16 protein-coding genes and 1 pseudogene are annotated in these 15737 nt (G+C 64.3%); 1 reads left to right on the top strand and 16 read right to left on the bottom strand.

What is annotated here, in order from left to right; translation table 11 throughout:
* Positions 1 to 94: 94 nt before the first annotated feature.
* The 13 genes from whiA to fmt form a co-directional block, all read right to left on the bottom strand.
* Positions 95 to 940: a DNA-binding protein WhiA gene (whiA, locus tag YH3_RS29490; RefSeq protein ID WP_064444583.1), complete on the bottom strand. Its 846-nt coding sequence runs from the start codon at positions 938 to 940 to the stop codon at positions 95 to 97.
* The gene (gene yvcK / locus YH3_RS29485) at positions 931 to 1995 is read right to left on the bottom strand and encodes a uridine diphosphate-N-acetylglucosamine-binding protein YvcK (protein ID WP_047270386.1); all 1065 of its coding nucleotides are present in this window, start codon (positions 1993 to 1995) and stop codon (positions 931 to 933) included. The genes whiA and yvcK overlap by 10 nt, the downstream gene beginning before the upstream one ends.
* Positions 1992 to 2891: an RNase adapter RapZ gene (gene rapZ, locus YH3_RS29480; protein ID WP_003944872.1), complete on the bottom strand. Its 900-nt coding sequence runs from the start codon at positions 2889 to 2891 to the stop codon at positions 1992 to 1994. The genes yvcK and rapZ overlap by 4 nt, the downstream gene beginning before the upstream one ends.
* A complete protein-coding gene (uvrC, locus tag YH3_RS29475; RefSeq protein WP_003944805.1) occupies positions 2888 to 5080 on the bottom strand; it encodes an excinuclease ABC subunit UvrC in 2193 nt (730 codons plus the stop codon). Before uvrC ends, rapZ begins: the two co-directional genes overlap by 4 nt.
* Positions 5081 to 5154: 74 nt before the next feature.
* Positions 5155 to 5628, bottom strand: coding sequence for a PH domain-containing protein (locus YH3_RS29470; RefSeq protein WP_003944987.1), 474 nt, complete (start codon positions 5626 to 5628; stop codon positions 5155 to 5157).
* Positions 5625 to 6122, bottom strand: coding sequence for a 6,7-dimethyl-8-ribityllumazine synthase (ribH, locus tag YH3_RS29465; RefSeq protein ID WP_003944999.1), 498 nt, complete (start codon positions 6120 to 6122; stop codon positions 5625 to 5627). Before ribH ends, YH3_RS29470 begins: the two co-directional genes overlap by 4 nt.
* A complete protein-coding gene (locus YH3_RS29460; RefSeq protein WP_003944833.1) occupies positions 6119 to 7393 on the bottom strand; it encodes a bifunctional 3,4-dihydroxy-2-butanone-4-phosphate synthase/GTP cyclohydrolase II in 1275 nt (424 codons plus the stop codon). The genes ribH and YH3_RS29460 overlap by 4 nt, the downstream gene beginning before the upstream one ends.
* Positions 7394 to 7503: 110 nt before the next feature.
* The gene (locus YH3_RS29455) at positions 7504 to 8112 is read right to left on the bottom strand and encodes a riboflavin synthase (protein WP_003944892.1); all 609 of its coding nucleotides are present in this window, start codon (positions 8110 to 8112) and stop codon (positions 7504 to 7506) included.
* A 5-nt stretch (positions 8113 to 8117) separates the two neighbouring features.
* The gene (locus YH3_RS29450) at positions 8118 to 9032 is read right to left on the bottom strand and encodes a dihydrofolate reductase family protein (protein WP_154100374.1); all 915 of its coding nucleotides are present in this window, start codon (positions 9030 to 9032) and stop codon (positions 8118 to 8120) included.
* 8 nt (positions 9033 to 9040) lie between these two features.
* Positions 9041 to 9724 carry a ribulose-phosphate 3-epimerase gene (gene rpe, locus YH3_RS29445; RefSeq protein WP_030536417.1) on the bottom strand — a complete coding sequence of 228 codons (684 nt, stop codon included), beginning with the start codon at positions 9722 to 9724 and terminating at the stop codon, positions 9041 to 9043.
* A gap of 64 nt (positions 9725 to 9788) precedes the next feature.
* The gene (locus YH3_RS29440) at positions 9789 to 10136 is read right to left on the bottom strand and encodes an MmcQ/YjbR family DNA-binding protein (RefSeq protein ID WP_064075326.1); all 348 of its coding nucleotides are present in this window, start codon (positions 10134 to 10136) and stop codon (positions 9789 to 9791) included.
* Between the two features lie 40 nt (positions 10137 to 10176).
* Positions 10177 to 11625: an RsmB/NOP family class I SAM-dependent RNA methyltransferase gene (locus YH3_RS29435; protein ID WP_003944903.1), complete on the bottom strand. Its 1449-nt coding sequence runs from the start codon at positions 11623 to 11625 to the stop codon at positions 10177 to 10179.
* Positions 11622 to 12545: a methionyl-tRNA formyltransferase gene (fmt, locus tag YH3_RS29430; protein ID WP_030536418.1), complete on the bottom strand. Its 924-nt coding sequence runs from the start codon at positions 12543 to 12545 to the stop codon at positions 11622 to 11624. The genes YH3_RS29435 and fmt overlap by 4 nt, the downstream gene beginning before the upstream one ends.
* 288 nt (positions 12546 to 12833) lie before the next feature.
* Here fmt and YH3_RS29425 point away from each other — a divergent pair, with 288 nt between their 5' ends.
* Positions 12834 to 13040 (top strand): hypothetical protein, encoded by a 207-nt coding sequence (locus YH3_RS29425; protein WP_003944900.1) that lies wholly within the window; start codon positions 12834 to 12836, stop codon positions 13038 to 13040.
* Positions 13041 to 13112: 72 nt separating this feature from the next.
* Here the strand turns inward: YH3_RS29425 and YH3_RS29420 are convergent, their stop codons facing one another.
* The 3 genes and pseudogenes from YH3_RS29420 to YH3_RS36925 form a co-directional block, all read right to left on the bottom strand.
* Entirely contained in the window at positions 13113 to 14132 is a 1020-nt protein-coding gene (locus YH3_RS29420; protein ID WP_030536419.1) for a triacylglycerol lipase, read from the bottom strand.
* A gap of 94 nt (positions 14133 to 14226) precedes the next feature.
* Entirely contained in the window at positions 14227 to 14895 is a 669-nt protein-coding gene (locus YH3_RS29415; RefSeq protein ID WP_370852745.1) for a PadR family transcriptional regulator, read from the bottom strand.
* Between the two features lie 172 nt (positions 14896 to 15067).
* Positions 15068 to 15737, bottom strand: a pseudogene (locus tag YH3_RS36925) (primosome assembly protein PriA); the annotation flags it as partial.

Here is a 15737-nt window from a genome sequence, read left to right as displayed (position 1 = left end):
TGCACGACGCGGACGTGGGGTTCATCGGTCGATGTGACTCATACCCTAATGCGCGTGGCCCGAACGTGCGCAGCCCACCCTGACGGAGGGCAGGTCACCCCTCTTCGAGTAGCTCCACATTCACTGCGGATTCGGTGTCGGGTATGCCCGTTTCCTTGGCCTTGCGATCAGCCATGGACAGCAGGCGACGGATACGTCCGGCAACGGCGTCCTTGGTCATCGGCGGGTCGGCCAACTGGCCGAGTTCTTCGAGGGACGCCTGCCGATGCTCGACGCGCAGTGCACCCGCCGCCGCGAGGTGATCGGGCACGTCCTCACCGAGGATCTCCAACGCACGCTCGACGCGCGCAGCAGCCGCAACGGCAGCGCGAGCAGAGCGTCGCAGGTTTGCGTCGTCGAAATTGGCGAGACGATTGGCGGTGGCGCGGACCTCGCGTCGCATCCGCCTCTCCTCCCACACCAGACGTGTGTCCTGGCCCGGGCAGCTCACTTCGAGCGCCGACGAACGGCCGGGTTCGGTCAGGGAACCGTGCGCGAGGAACGCACCGCGCCACGCTGCTTCGGCGTCGCCGACACTTCCGCCGACGACTTGCGCAGGCAAGCCGCGAACCGGGCGCCCGCGAAGATCGAGCAGTCCCGTCTGGCGCGCGAGGGCCTCACCCTCCTTCGCTACACGCACGATGTAACGAGCGGATTTTCGAAGCCCGCCCGCGCTGAGTACGTGCACGTCGGCACTGTAGGTGAACAGGTCGAATATCTCCCGGCGCAGACGTCGCGCCGTGGAGCCCAGATCCACCTCTGCTTCGACGACCACCCGGCCGCCGACGATGTGGAGCCCACCGGCAAAGCGCAGCAACGCGGAGACCTCTGCCTTGCGGCAGCTGACCTGAGTCACCACTAACCGGCTCAGTTCGTCCTTGACCTCCGCTGTCATTGCCACGAAGCGTTCTCCCTCTGTTCTTCGGATTGCTGTTCTTGCAGGGAAGACTGTGTCGAATCCCCTACTGCCGCACTGCTCGACAGTTCAGCCAGTACATCGGCCAGTTTTGCCGGATCGTGTACATGCGCTGCGCCCGGTGAGGTGTCCGCGACATCCGCGTACCTGACTTCGGCTGAAAATTGATCCGCCGCACGCTGCAGATGTTCACGTTCACGCCCGGCCGGTACCGACGCCGAGTCGACCACCACGTAGTCGACCCGGAAATCGGGCACGTGTTGGGAGAGTACGTGCAGGTGACGCTCTGCGGAGAATCCGGCGGTCTCCCCCGGCTCGGGTGCGAGATTGAGCACCAGCACCTTTCGAGCGTTCGTCGACGACAGTGATTCGACGAGTTCGGGTACCAGGACGTGTGGGATCACGCTCGAGAACCACGATCCCGGGCCGAGAACCACGAGATCGGCACGATCGATCGCAGTCACGGCATCGGGGCACGCGGGCGGATTGGACGGGAGCAGTCTCACACGCCGAACCTTGCCCGGGGTGGTCGCGACGGCAACCTGTCCACGAATGCAGCGGCTGACGCGGGGGTCCTCTTCGAGTCCCTGAACGTCGGCTTCGATCTCGAGCGCGATCGGCGACATCGGCAGCACACGGCCACGGATTCGCAGCAGTCGCGCCATCTCGTCGAGCGCGACGACCGGATCGCCGAGCACCTCGGTCAGTCCGGCCAGGATGAGATTGCCCACCGAGTGCCCGGCAAGTGCGCCGACACCGCCGAAGCGATGCTGAATGGTCCGAGTCCAGTCGACTATCTCGGGTTCGTCCGACGCGAGAGCTGCCAGCGCCATCCGGAGGTCTCCAGGCGGGATGACGCCGAGTTCGGCGCGCAGCCGGCCCGACGAACCACCGTCGTCGGCGACCGTGACCACGGCGGTGACGTCGACCGTCAAGCGTCTGACGGCCTGGAGCGTGGCGAACAATCCGTGCCCGCCGCCGAGCGCGACGATGGCCGGCCCCTCGGTTGTCTCCCGCGAGCGATGTGTCGGTTCACTCATTCGCGCCCCAGATCCCGGTGCACGATGCTGACCGAGATGTCGTCCTCGGAACCCAAACGCCTCGCGAGAGCTTCGGACATGGCCACGCTTCGGTGCTTACCGCCGGTGCACCCGACCGCAATTGTCATGTAGCGCTTTCCTTCTCGTCGATATCCGGCGATCGTCAAATCCACCAGATGTCGGTAGGTGTCGAGATAGTCTTCCGCGCCCTCGCGGGACAACACGTAGTCGCGGACGTCGGCATCCTGACCGGTGTGCGGGCGAAGTTCAGGGATCCAGTGGGGATTGGGCAGGAAACGAACGTCACAGACGAGATCGGCGTCCATCGGCAGGCCGTACTTGAATCCGAACGACTGGACCGTCACCTTCATCGTGCGGTTGGCATCGTTCCCGAACGCCGTTTCGATCTTCTGACGCAGCTGATGCGCCTTCAGCGCCGACGTGTCGATGACCAGATCGGCGGCCGCCTTCACCACGGCCAACTGCCGACGCTCGGCTGCGATCCCTTCGGACAACGTGCCGTCGATGCCGTCGTTCTGCAACGGATGACTGCGGCGCACCTGTTCGAACCGTCGGATCAACACGTCGTCCGACGCTTCGAGGTACAGCACCCGAGTATGGATCGGTTCCGCCTCGAGTTCGGTGAGCACCCACCCGAGATCGCCGGTGAAGAGTCGACTCCGCACGTCGATCACGACGGCGAGACGATCGACCGGCGGGTCGGAGGTCAGGCTCAGACCGACCATTCGGGAAATGAGCTCAGGTGGCAAATTGTCCGCGACATACCAGCCGAGGTCTTCGAGCACCTTGGCAGCGGTACTCAAACCTGCTCCGGACAATCCCGTCACCAGCAGGAAATCCATCGTTCGACTGTCTTTGGCGCTGTCGGTAGTCACTGTGCACTCGGCCCCGTCGTCGGCATGGACAATTCTCGCGACTCGGAGCCTTCGTCACCGCTACCGGATTCGGCGCTGGGCGCGTCAGCAGACGTAACAGACGATTCGGATTCCGTGTCCAGCTCATCATCCCCTACCGCGGCTGGCAGCGCTCGAGCTTCAGCACCCGCGTCGGCTGCAGCCGAATCCGTGCCGAGTGCGGCCAGAACTGCTGTGGCGGTGGTCTCACCGATACCGGGGACCTGCATGATCTCCTCGACCGTTGCCGTTTTCAGCTTCGCCACGGAACCGAAGTGAGCCACCAGAGCGGTTCGACGAGTTTCACCGAGCCCCTTGACCGAATCCAGAGCCGAAGCCGTCATCCGCCTCGAGCGTTTGCTGCGATGGAACGTGATCGCGAAGCGGTGGGCTTCGTCTCGGATGCGCTGCAGTAGGTACAACGACTCGCTCGTCCGAGGGAGGATGACCGGATCTTCTTCCCCCGGTACCCATACCTCTTCGAGTCTTTTGGCCAACCCGACTACCGCGACGTCGGTCACCCCCAGTTCGTCGAGGACCGCCGCTGCCGCCGTGACCTGAGGGGCGCCGCCGTCCACGACAAACAGATTGGGCGGATACGCGAACCGCCGAGGCCGGCCCGTCGCCGGGTCGATCGCCGCTTCGGGAGCCAGATCACCACCGTCCGAGTCCATGGTCGACGCCGACGCCGCGAGGACGCCCAGGTCGCGGTTGTGGCGCAGGAACCGCCGACGCGTGATCTCCGCGATACTCGCGACGTCGTCGGAATGACCGTCGCCGGCAGCTTCCTTGATCGCGTAATGGCGGTAGTCCGACTTACGCGGGAGCCCGTCCTCGAACACGACCAGTGACGCCACGACGTCGGTTCCCTGGACGTGACTGATGTCGATGCATTCGATTCGTAGCGGAGCCGAGTCCAGGTCCAGTGCTTCCTGGATGCCCTGCAGCGCCGCGGAACGCGAAGTGAAATCGCCGGCGCGCTTGAGCTTGTGCTGCGCCAGAGCCTCTTTCGCGTTTCGCTGGACTGTTTCGGCGAGGTCTTTCTTGTCGCCGCGTTGCGGAACCCGCAGTTGCACTTGCGATCCCCGAAGCTTGCTCAGCCACGCCTGGATCTCGGTCGCGTTTGCCGGCAGAACCGGCACCAGAACTTCCTTGGGAACTGCGCTGATCCCGGCCTCGGAACCCGCTCCCGGGTCGAGGGCCGCCTGCTCACCGTAGAACTGGGTGAGGAACTGCTCGACCAGGATCGGCAGGTCGGACTCGGCGTCGAGTGCGGCCCAGTCGATGGCGTCGCCTGCCTTCTCCACGACCCATCCACGCTGACCCCGCACGCGTCCGCCCCGCACGTGGAACACCTGAACGGCGGCTTCGAGATCATCGGTGGCAAAGGCGACGAGATCGGCGTCGGTGCCGTCACCGAGTACGACGGCCTGCTTCTCGAGCGCCTTGCGCAAAGCCCCGATATCGTCACGCAGACGGGCTGCGGTCTCGAAGTCGAGATCCTCGGAAGCCTGCTGCATGCGCTTTTCGAGATCTTTGACCAACTTGTCCGTGCGGCCGGCGAGGAAGTCGCAGAAATCTTCGACGATCTGACGATGCTCCTCGGCGCTGACTCGCCCGACGCAGGGCGCCGAGCACTTGTCGATGTAGCCGAGCAGACACGGACGACCGATCTGGTTGTGCCGTTTGAAGACTCCGGACGAGCACGTTCGTGCGGGAAAGACTCGTAGCAGCAGATCGAGAGTTTCGCGGATCGCCCAGGCATGGGAGTAGGGACCGAAGTACCGGACACCCTTGCGCCGCGGACCGCGGTAGACGAACAAGCGCGGGAACTCTTCGTTGAGCGTCACGGCGAGAACCGGATACGTCTTGTCGTCGCGGTACCGGACGTTGAACCGCGGATCGAATTCCTTGATCCAGTTGTACTCGAGCTGAAGCGCTTCGACTTCGGTACTGACGACGGTCCACTCGACGCTGCCGGCGGTGGTCACCATCTGCCGAGTACGGGGATGAAGTGTCGTGACGTCCGCGAAGTACGAGTTCAAACGTGAACGGAGGCTTTTCGCCTTTCCGACGTAAATGACCCGACCATGCGGATCGCGAAATTTGTAGACGCCCGGCGCAGCCGGAATGGTTCCGGTAGCGGGGCGGTAAGTCGAGGGATCCGGCACGGTTTCAGGTTAGTCGCCGCCACCGACCGACTCGGAAACGCGCAGGATGCGGGCACCGAACCGGTCGGAAGACGTCAGTTGCTCTTGTGCGCGACCGGTGCGTAGCGGTCGGCCAGTTCGCGGAACTTACCGACCGTGTCGACGGCGTACTCGCGGTCATTGGACTGGATCGCCATCACTGCCATGTACTCGTCGTCGGGCAATTCGATGCGTGCCCAGGCGGCACCGTCGGGGAACGAGAGTCCCTCGAACAGATCCCAGTCGACGATCTTCTCGCCCAGGATGTTTCGTACGGCAATACCCTGCTTGCCCACCTTGACCCGGGGCCGCGTCAACATCAGCACACCGAGAGCCAGAATGGTGCCGATGCCTGCCATCGCGATCTGGTCCGCGGCACGGAAGTACACGCCGGTGGACCCCTGGCGAAGCAGGAGTGCCAGAGTGACGTGAACGATCACCAGGAGGACGGCAACTCCGATCGCGTATCGCGTCGACTTACGCGGTGACGCAATCAGTTCCCAGTTCTCGTTGTCGCCGGGTGTACTCATCGAAACGAATCCTCGGTCCATGGTGCTCGGAGATGGCGCAGGGTCACTGCGGTGTCCAGTGCGGCGGCGCAGGCCTGTGCGCCCTTGTCCTCGACGCTACCCGGCAGACCCGAACGGTCAAGAGCCTGCTGCTCGGTGTCGGTGGTCAGGACACCGTTCCCCACGGGGGTGCTTTCGTCGAGCGAGACGCGTGTGAGGCCCGCGGTGACCGCATCGCACACGTACTCGAAGTGCGGCGTGCCGCCGCGGATGACAACACCGAGAGCGACGACGGCGTCGTGCGTGCGCGCCAATGCCTGCGCAACGACCGGCAGTTCGATCGCGCCGGCGACACGGACCAGTGTCACGTCCTTGATCTGTGCTTCCTGCGCGACGCGCTGCGCGCCGGCGATCAGGGCCTCGGAGATCGTCGCGTGCCACTGCCCGGCAACGATCGCCAGCTTCAGATCCTTGGCCTCGGCGATCGCGAGCTGCGGCTGACCTTCGCCGCTCACAGTGCGGTTCCCGGCTGTGCGGTGTTCTGGTTCGCCTCGTACTCGTCCAGTCCGATCAGATCGTGCCCCATCCGATCGCGCTTGGTGCGCAGGTAGGTGAGGTTCTCCGCATTCGCGCGCAGCGGCATCGGAACACGATCGGTGATCTGCAGGCCGTAGCCGTCCAGACCCACACGCTTGGCCGGGTTGTTGGTCAGCAGACGCATCGACGAGATCCCCAGATCGACGAGGATCTGGGCACCGATGCCGTAGTCACGGGCGTCCGCCGGTAGGCCGAGTTCGAGATTGGCGTCGACGGTGTCGGAACCGGCGTCCTGGAGCTGGTAGGCCTGCAGCTTGTGCATGAGGCCGATGCCACGACCCTCGTGTCCGCGCATGTACAGAACAACGCCGCGGCCTTCCTGGGCGACCATGTCCAGTGCGGCGTCGAGCTGCGGGCCGCAATCGCACCGCAGCGAACCGAAGACGTCGCCGGTGAGGCACTCGGAGTGAACGCGGACGAGTACGTCGCTACCGTCGCCGTCGGGGCCTGCGATGTCGCCGCGCACCAGCGCAACGTGCTCGACCTCGTCGTAGATGCTCGTGTAGCCGACAGCGGTGAACTCACCGTGGCGGGTGGGGATGCGGGCCTCGGCGATACGCAGCACGTGCTTCTCGTGCTTGCGACGCCACGCGATGAGGTCGGCGATCGAGATCAGAGCAAGGTTGTGTTCGTCGGCGAAGACTCGCAACTCGTCGGTCTGAGCCATCGCGCCTTCGTCCTTCTGGCTGACGATTTCGCAGATGACGCCGGCAGGACGCAGGTCCGCCATGCGGGCGAGGTCGACTGCAGCTTCCGTGTGGCCAGGACGACGCAGTACTCCGCCTTCCTTCGCGCGGAGCGGAACGACGTGACCGGGGCGAGTGAAATCGTTGGCACCGGATTCGGGGTTGGCGAGCAGACGCATCGTCGCAGCGCGGTCCGACGCCGAGATGCCGGTACCGATTCCCTCACGGGCGTCGACGGTGACGGTGTACGCCGTGCCGTGCTTGTCCTGGTTGGTGGCGTACATCGGGGGCAGGCCCAGCCGATCGCAATCGTCACCGTCGAGCGGCACGCACAGGTAGCCGGATGTGTACCGGACCATGAACGCCACCAGTTCCGGGGTGGCTTTCTCGGCGGCGAAGATGAGGTCGCCCTCGTTCTCGCGATCCTCGTCGTCCACGACGACAACAGCTTTACCTGCAGCGATATCTGCTACTGCGCGCTCGATACTGTCGAACCTGGTCACGTGCTCGCACTCCAAAGTCTTGACTTTTCACATCATCGAATACAACAAGTGCATCCGACGGATGCACTGACAACCCTACGACCAATCGGACGGGTCCGATCAGCCTGGTCCTACCGACCGGCAGAGTGAAGCCGCTCGACGTACTTCGCGATCACGTCCACCTCGAGGTTGACCGGCGTACCGACCACAGCGGTTCCGAGCGTCGTCAACTCGAGCGTTGTCGGGATCAGCGAGATCTCGAAGTACTCGAACCCGCGGTCTCCGCCCAGCGCGGAGACCGTCAGCGAGACTCCGTCGACGGTGATCGAACCCTTCTCCACGACGTAACGGGAAATGGAGTCGGGCAGTGCGATCCGCACTACCTCCCAGTTCTCGGACGGCGAGCGGGAAATGACGTGGCCTGTTCCATCGACATGCCCTTGAACCAGGTGGCCGCCGAGTCGGCTGTTCAGCGCCGCGGCACGCTCGAGGTTGACGCGAGAGCCGACATCCAATTTCGCCAGGCTCGAGCGGTTCAGGGTTTCCTGCATGACATCTGCGGTGAACGAACCGTCGGCAAGCACGTCGACCACCGTCAGGCACACTCCGTTGACCGCGATTGAATCACCGTGGCCGGCGTCGGAGGTGACCAGTGGCCCGCGCACCGTGAAACGTGCAGCATCGACCAGTTCTTCCTTGGCGACAATTTCGCCGAGTTCTTCCACAATTCCTGTGAACACGCGCCCTACTCCTCGTTCCCCGGAGCAGAACTCTCCGGAACCAGACTCAACAAAATATCGGGGCCGATCGTTACCGCGGACTCCAAACGGAATCGGTGGGCGTCGGTGATGGTGTGCACTCCGGCATCGACGAGCGCGGAGGCGCCCGCGCCGAGCAGGATCGGAGCGATGTATGCCTCTATGACGTCGACATATCCGGCGGCAAGGAATGCTCCGGCCAGACGGGGCCCACCCTCGAGAAGTACGTCCGTGTACTCCCCCAACGCCTCGACTACTTCGTCGATGTTGTCGGTGTTGAGCACCAGAGTCGGTGCGGTGTCGTCGAGAATGCTTGCCGTCGAGGGTATTTCACGCTTTCCGACGACGACGCGAACGGGCTGGTGCGCCGCGAGCTCACCGGTGGGCTGACGTGCGGTCAGCCACGGATCGTCGGCAAACACGGTGCCGGTACCGACCACGATCGCATCGATCTGCGCTCGCTGCGCATGCACGCGCGCCCTCGCCTGCGGACCGGTGATCCACTGACTCGTTCCGTCCTCGGCGGCGCTGCGTCCGTCCAGACTGGCCGCGTACTTCCACGTGATGTGCGGGCGACCGGTGCGCTGTTTGTGCAGCCAGGCCCGCAGTGGACCAGCTTCCACCTCGGGTGCTCGCAGTCCGTGATTGCACGGTTCCAGTGTCACCACGGCCGTACCGCCACGTGCCGCATCGCCGGCCTCGTCGAGAGCTACAACCTCGGCGTGCGGTCCACCGGGCGGTTGCGTCATACCGACGCCCGCGATGGTTCCGTCGGCAGCGAGGATGACCGCGCCGACCGGTGGGTTGGGGCTGGTGAATCCGCGCGCGGAATCAGCTGCGGCCAGCGCGATCTGCATCGCGGCGTCGAGATCAGCCGTCGACGCCTGTCCACCCTTTGCCATCGAGCGGCTCAGACCGACAGCGTCAGGTGCGGCGACGCCGAGGCGGCCTGCGCGCGCAGCTTGCGCACCGCCTCACCGGGATCACTCGCTCCGTACACCGCCGAACCGGCGACGAAGCAGTCGATCCCTGCTTCAGCGGCCTGCTCGATCGTGGAAGCGTTGATGCCGCCGTCGATTTCGACAAGGAGCGTCAGCTCACCCGAGTCGACGAGCTTTCGAACTGCGCGTGCCTTGTCGAGCACCTGAGGCATGAAGGACTGACCACCGAATCCGGGTTCGACGCTCATGATCAAGAGGGTGTCGAAGTCCTCGAGGATTTCCAGGTAGTCGTCGATCGGGGTTCCAGGCTTGATGCTCAGCCCCGCCTTGGCACCAGCTGCACGAATATCGCGGGCAACCGAACGCGGATCGTCGGTGGCCTCGGCGTGAAACGTGACGTTGTACGCACCGGCCTCGGCGTACGGCGGCGCCCAGCGCTCCGGATTCTCGATCATGAGATGGCAGTCGAGCGGAATATCCGTCGCCTTCAGCAGACTCTCGACCACCGGCAGACCCAGCGTGAGATTGGGAACGAAATGCGCGTCCATCACGTCGACGTGAAGCCAGTCGGAGCCGGACACGGCAGTCGCTTCATCAGCGAGTCGAGCAAAATCTGCGGACAGAATGGACGGTGCAATCATCGGGGAAGCCACGACGCCGAGTTTAGCTGTGTCTCATTGCCGACCGTGCATGCACATCGGAGCCGGTGCAATCAGATCAGTTCTTGACGACGGTGTGGAGCTTTCGCACCTTGGCCGGTGCCTTGATCCGCCACGCGTCTTCGAGCATCTCACCCAACTGCACCTCGTCGATCAGTTCGAGGTGCACCAGGATCGAGCCGTGCCCGTGATAGTGATCGGTGGTGAAGAAAGCCGACTCGCCACTGGCGAGTAGCGCCTCCTTCTCGTCCAGACCGCACATCACGACCAAAGCGCCCTCCGCTTCGGTGCGGAGCCGTGCAAAAGTCTTACCTGCCACCTTGAGTGCCGGGGTGTTGTACGAGGTCGACTCTTCCACGGAGGGAAGAGCCGAACCCAGTACTACAACCTGTTCCCACGTAACCATGTAGGCACCATACGACTACCGATGCCCAGAAGTCATCCGATCAGGCCAGCGGCTTGCGCAAAGCGGCCATGAACATAGCGTCCGTGCCGTGTCGATGCGGCCACAACTGAACCGACGATCCGTCTCCGACGTCCGGGACACCTGGCACCAATTCCTTGGTGTCGAGTTCCACGACGCCGTGACGTCGCACTGCATCGGCGACCACTGCCAGCGTTTCCGACAAGTGCGGCGAGCACGTGGAGTACAGCACCACTCCGCCGGGGCGAACCAGTTCGATTGCGGCAGCGAGCAATTCGCGCTGCAACTTCACGAGCGGAGCCACATCGGACGGCTGGCGACGCCAACGTGCCTCCGGGCGCCGACGCAGCGCACCCAACCCGGTGCAGGGAGCGTCGACGAGGATGCGGTCGTATCCGGGTTCGAGCCCGGATTCGCGGCCGTCCGCCACGTGTACGTCGACGGGAAGTTCGCGAGTGGTCTTGCGGATCAGTTCGGCGCGATGTTCGACGGGCTCGACGGCGTCGAGTCGCCCGCCTTCGATACCGGCGAGAGCGCCGAGAAGCGCTGCCTTACCGCCCGGACCTGCGCAGAGATCGAGCCAGCGTCCGGAGTCTTCACCTTCGAGAGGAGCAATGCTGAGGGCGCGGGCCACCAGCTGACTGCCCTCGTCCTGCACGCCCGCCAAGCCTTGGCGGACCGCCTCGAGCTGTCCGGGGTCACCGCCGTCGAGATGCACGGCGTACGGCGAGTACGGCCCGATCTCGCCGCCGGTCACCAGTGCTAGCTCCTCGGCGGAGATCTCGCCGGGGCGGGCGACGAGGTGTACTGCAGGGCGGGCGTCGTCGGCGATCAGGACGTCTTCGAGTTCACCGGCAGCAGCGCCGAGCGAGTCGGCAAATACCTGCGCGATCCACAGGGGGTGAGCGTGCTCGAAGGCGAGCCGGCCGACCGGGTCCTTCGGGGCCAGCAGCTCGACCCACTCCTCCTGGGTGCGTTCGGAAACACGGCGCAGGACCGCATTGACGAATCCTGCTCGGCCCTGGCCGTTTTCGGCGCGGACCAGATCGACCGAGGTTGCGACGGCAGCGTGCGGTGCGACACGAGTGCGCAGCAATTGGTACGAGCCGAGTCGGAGTACATCGAGCAGCGTTCCGTCGATCTCTTCGATCGGCCGACCCGCTGCATGGGCGATCACCGCATCCAGCAGTCCCTGAGCACGTGCCGCGCCGTACGCCAGTTCGGTTGCCAGCGCAGCGTCGCGTGCGTCGAGTTTGCGGTCACGCAGGAGCCCTGGCAGAACCAGGTTCGCGTACGCGTCACGCTCACGGACCGCGCGCAGGACGTCACGCGCCGCCAGACGCGGTTGATCGAGCCCGGCGGTTGCCGGATCAGGCCGCTTGGCCTGCTTCGGCTTGGTGTTCTTGGCGCCGCCGCCGTTCTTGGCTCCGGGACCCTGTGTCCGCCGTGCCGGTCGTCGTGATTCGGTCACTGTGCTCGTACCTCCGCGTCGAGTCGGGCACCGCGTGCCCAGTCCCCTGCCGACATCAATTTCTTGCCCGGGGGCTGAATCTGCCCGAGTCGCACCGCGGTGGTCGCGGTACCGATGTACAGACCATCCTTGCGTACCGAGATCTCACCGACTGCCAGGGTCTCGTCCGTAACGGTGACCGGGCCGACCTTGACTCGAAGATCACCGATCATCGTCCAGGCCCCGGGTGCGGGTGTGACGGCTCGGATGTGCCGGTCCACCGTGCGAGCGGGCAGTTCCCATCGCACGCGGGCCGCGTCCACCGTCACCTTGGGGGCGTACGAGACGCCGTCGTCAGACTGCGGAACCGCGTTGATCTCTCCGGCCTCCAGGCCGTCGAGTACCGATTCGAGCAGGGCAGCGCCGTTTTCCGCCAGACGCCCGAGCAGGTCGCCTGCCGTATCGGTGTCGCGAATCCGCTCGGTCATCACTCCGTACACGGGGCCGGTATCCATGCCGGCTTCCAAACGGAACGCGCTCGCACCCGTCACCTCGTCACCGGCACTGATCGCGGCCTGCACCGGCGCGGCGCCGCGCCACGCGGGAAGCAACGAGAAATGCAGATTGACCCAACCGTATTTCGGAATGTCGAGGACGTTCTGTGGCAACAGGTTTCCGTAGGCGACGACGGGTGCACAGTCCGGTTCGAGGCGGGCGAGTTCGGCCGCGAAGTCGGGATCGGACGCCTTGGCCGGCGTCAGCACCGGGATGCCGTGCTCGTCGGCAAGCAGACCGATCGGCGATCGGGTGACTTTTCGACCGCGGCCCGCCACAGCGTCCGGACGCGTGACGACAGCTACCACTTCGTGGTTGGCGGATTCGATGAGCCGACGCAGTGAAGGAACCGCGGGTTCGGGTGTTCCGGCGAACACGACGCGCATGTCAGCTCTCCCGTTTCGTTGGGCTCTTCGGACTCTGATCAGCCGATCGGCCTGTCGAACGCGGTGGACTGCAACTCACGAAAATGCTCCCGGATGTGTCGGTGGGTGGAACTGTCAGTCTAAGGACTGCGAGAGCTACGACCTACCTCGCGCCACACCGAACCACTTTCTCAGCAATTTCTTTGATCAGAACCCTGCACATTCACCGGTCCTCGGTATTGACTGTTTCTGTCGTCGCCACTCGGCGGAGGCTGATACGGGATACACCGATCACACGGAGGAACTTAGATGGCAGGCATCGACAGTAAGTTCGACAAGGCCTACGCAGGAAAGTCCGTCGAAGAATTGGCGGACGCCCCGGTCGCGGCACTCAACGGCGTAAGCGATTCGGACGCAGAACATTTGAAGGCAGCGTTCAACATCAAGACCGTCCGCGACCTCGGAACGAACAAGTTCTTCCTGTGGGCGCAGGCCACTGCCAAGCTCGCCGAGTAAACATCCCGACCCACGTGATCTCGGTGCTCACGAGTTAGCAGCTCACGAAGTTGCAGCTCACGAAGTTGCAGCTCACGAATTTGCGTCGATGACCACTTGCGGAATATCCGTGCCGAGCGGCACCACGCTGCACGAAGCGTGCCGCTCGGCATCGGGGTCGAGGACCGTCCGGATGACGTCGATCACGTATGGGTCGTACGGCATGCGGAAATGGCCGGTCAGGTTCGACGGGCACAGATCCTGGAGGACGATGTTTTCTGCACCGGCATCGCGGAGCGCGATGTTCGAGGACGGCTGGATCATCTCGTCGACAGTGGACCCGATGGTCGTGTAGCGCACTCCGGGAACGGTGTCGCCTCCGGCGTTGAGGGCGTTCAACATATCCGACCCTTGCATCTGCTCGCGGACAGCTCGCGAAAAGACGTCTTCGACAAAGTCTTCTCCGCCGGGGATCGCACGGACAATGGGAACCAACCCGAACATCACCCCACCGTAGGTCGGCGAAGCCAAACCGACCCAATGATCGACGTAGGCGTCGCCGCCCATCTTGTTGACGTAGTACCGCGTCACCGTCGCGCCTTGGGAGTAGCCGATCACGTCGACCTTGTCCGCTCCGGTCGCGGTCAGCACCTGATCGACGAAAGAACCGAACGCGGTGGCACTACCGACTATGTCGCCGACGCCGTAGGTCTCGTGTGCGACGTCCCCGTCTACTTCTTTGATCGCACCGCCGTAATTGAGGGCGAAGACGCAGTAGCCGTCAGCTGCCAGTGCCGGCGACAGGGCCGCCCAATCCGCGTACGCCTCGGTGTCGGTTCCGTGGGCGAGTACAACCGGTCGGGGATGCGTGGCGGAAGGCTCACAGCCGAAATCGTTCGATCCGGCAGGTGCGGATGCTGGATGAGCATGCGCATATGCCGTAGCAACGGAACGGGTCGCCTGACCCGGACCGACGTCGAGAGGAACGTCCATCGCGTCGGCACTCGCAGACGGAAGCGTCGGTGCGGCACCCGATATAGCCGGCGGTGCTCCGATCAGCAGCGCCACTGCTACCGAAAATGTCAGTCCCACAGACCGTTTGACGCCAGACATTGTTCCTGCTCCTGCTCTGATCCTACGAGGGAGCTGACCGTAACACCAGAAACTTCGAGGCGCATACCCTACCGAACAGTAGGTATCCGACGTTTCAATTGCCGCCTTCATCGGCGTCATCACCGGCAAGCACTCGGTAGAGCGATTTGCGCGCCTCGACAAGCACGTCGGCTGCGGCCTTGACCTGCGCTGGTGTGCCTACAGCAGCCACTTGACCGGCCGCGCCCATCAGCTGGCCGATCAGTTCTCGAAGGTCCTGCTCCGGCTCCCCTACGCTGAGACGAACGTCATCCCACGGCGCCCCGAGATCGGCGCGATGTTCCTCGACGTACGCGACGCCTTCTTCTGTCAGCTTGGCGGTCTTGCGGCCGGCAACCTTTTCGATGATCACCAGTCCTTCGTCCTCGAGTTGGGACAGCGCGGGATAAATGGAGCCCGGACTCGGCTTCCAGACGCCGCCGCTGCGCTCGACGATCTGCTGAATCAATTCGTAGCCGTGCATCGGCTCTTCCGCGATCAACAGCAGAATCGCAGCGCGCACATCTCCTCGACGACCTCGTCCGCCACGTCCTCGCCCGCGACCGAACTGAGCGCCCGGACCGAAGCCGGGGCCGGGTCCGCCGTCTGGACCGAAACGCCCCCGCCGGTGGCCTCTGCGTGGCATGTCACCGAAGCCCGGCCGCTCGTGCGGTCGACCGCGTCGTCCACCGTCTCGATCGCCGGGACCATCGCCCGACGCGCCGTCGTCCGTCGGGACCCACATCACAAATGGTGGCCGTTGCTCACGGCCGAAACCGCCGAAGAAACCGCGCCGGCCGAACATCCCCTCGTTCGGGAAACTTGCATCCATCGTCGAACCTCCATCACTATCGTTGATAGTTCGACGATATATCGTCATATCGGGTAGCGCAAGGATTCCTCCGACAACTCGAAACTCAGCCGATGCGGCGTGGGTCGATCTGAATGCGGACCGGACCCGAAGACTTCCGCGCACTGCGCGCGGCCCTCGCATGTGCCAGAGCGTCCGCAAGGCCGCGACCGTCCTTGCGTGGAACGCGGACCAGCATTCGCTCCGGCGCGACACCGCTCTCGTCCTCACCGGAATACGGAAGCCTCTCCCCCGCAGGCAGTTCCACTGGTCCGAGCAGTACAGCACTTGCCGGCAGATCAGCTGAATCCACCAACTCCGCAATTGCCGCGGATCCACCATCGATCGCAGCCATGTGAACGGCCGGAGGAAAGCCGACCTCGTCTCGCTCCTCGAATTGAGACTGTGCGTGCCCCACTGGATCCCATCGGACCAACGCCTGCACCGTCGGGATACCCGAGTCTGCGACAACCACAACTTCACCGCCTTCGGACAGCGGAATCACCATGGCAGCAGCCGACATCCAGCGTCTGAGTGTTTCCTCGGCGGCGCGAAGATCGGGCCGGCCGAGCAGTGCCCAGCCGTCGAGCAAGAGCGCGGCGCCGTAGCCGCCGGTCATCACCGGCTCCGCACCCACTGTCGAGACCACCAACGCGGGCCCGTGTGGCAGTTCCTTGACCACATCACTGCCCCCGGACAGAACAACTTTCACACCGGGAAACGCCCGCCCGAGTTCT

It is taken from the genome of Rhodococcus sp. YH3-3, assembly GCF_001653035.1.
Taxonomy (GTDB): domain Bacteria; phylum Actinomycetota; class Actinomycetes; order Mycobacteriales; family Mycobacteriaceae; genus Rhodococcus_F; species Rhodococcus_F qingshengii.
The sequence above is the reverse complement of the archived record's forward strand: the minus strand, read 5'-3'. Positions and strand labels throughout refer to the sequence as shown.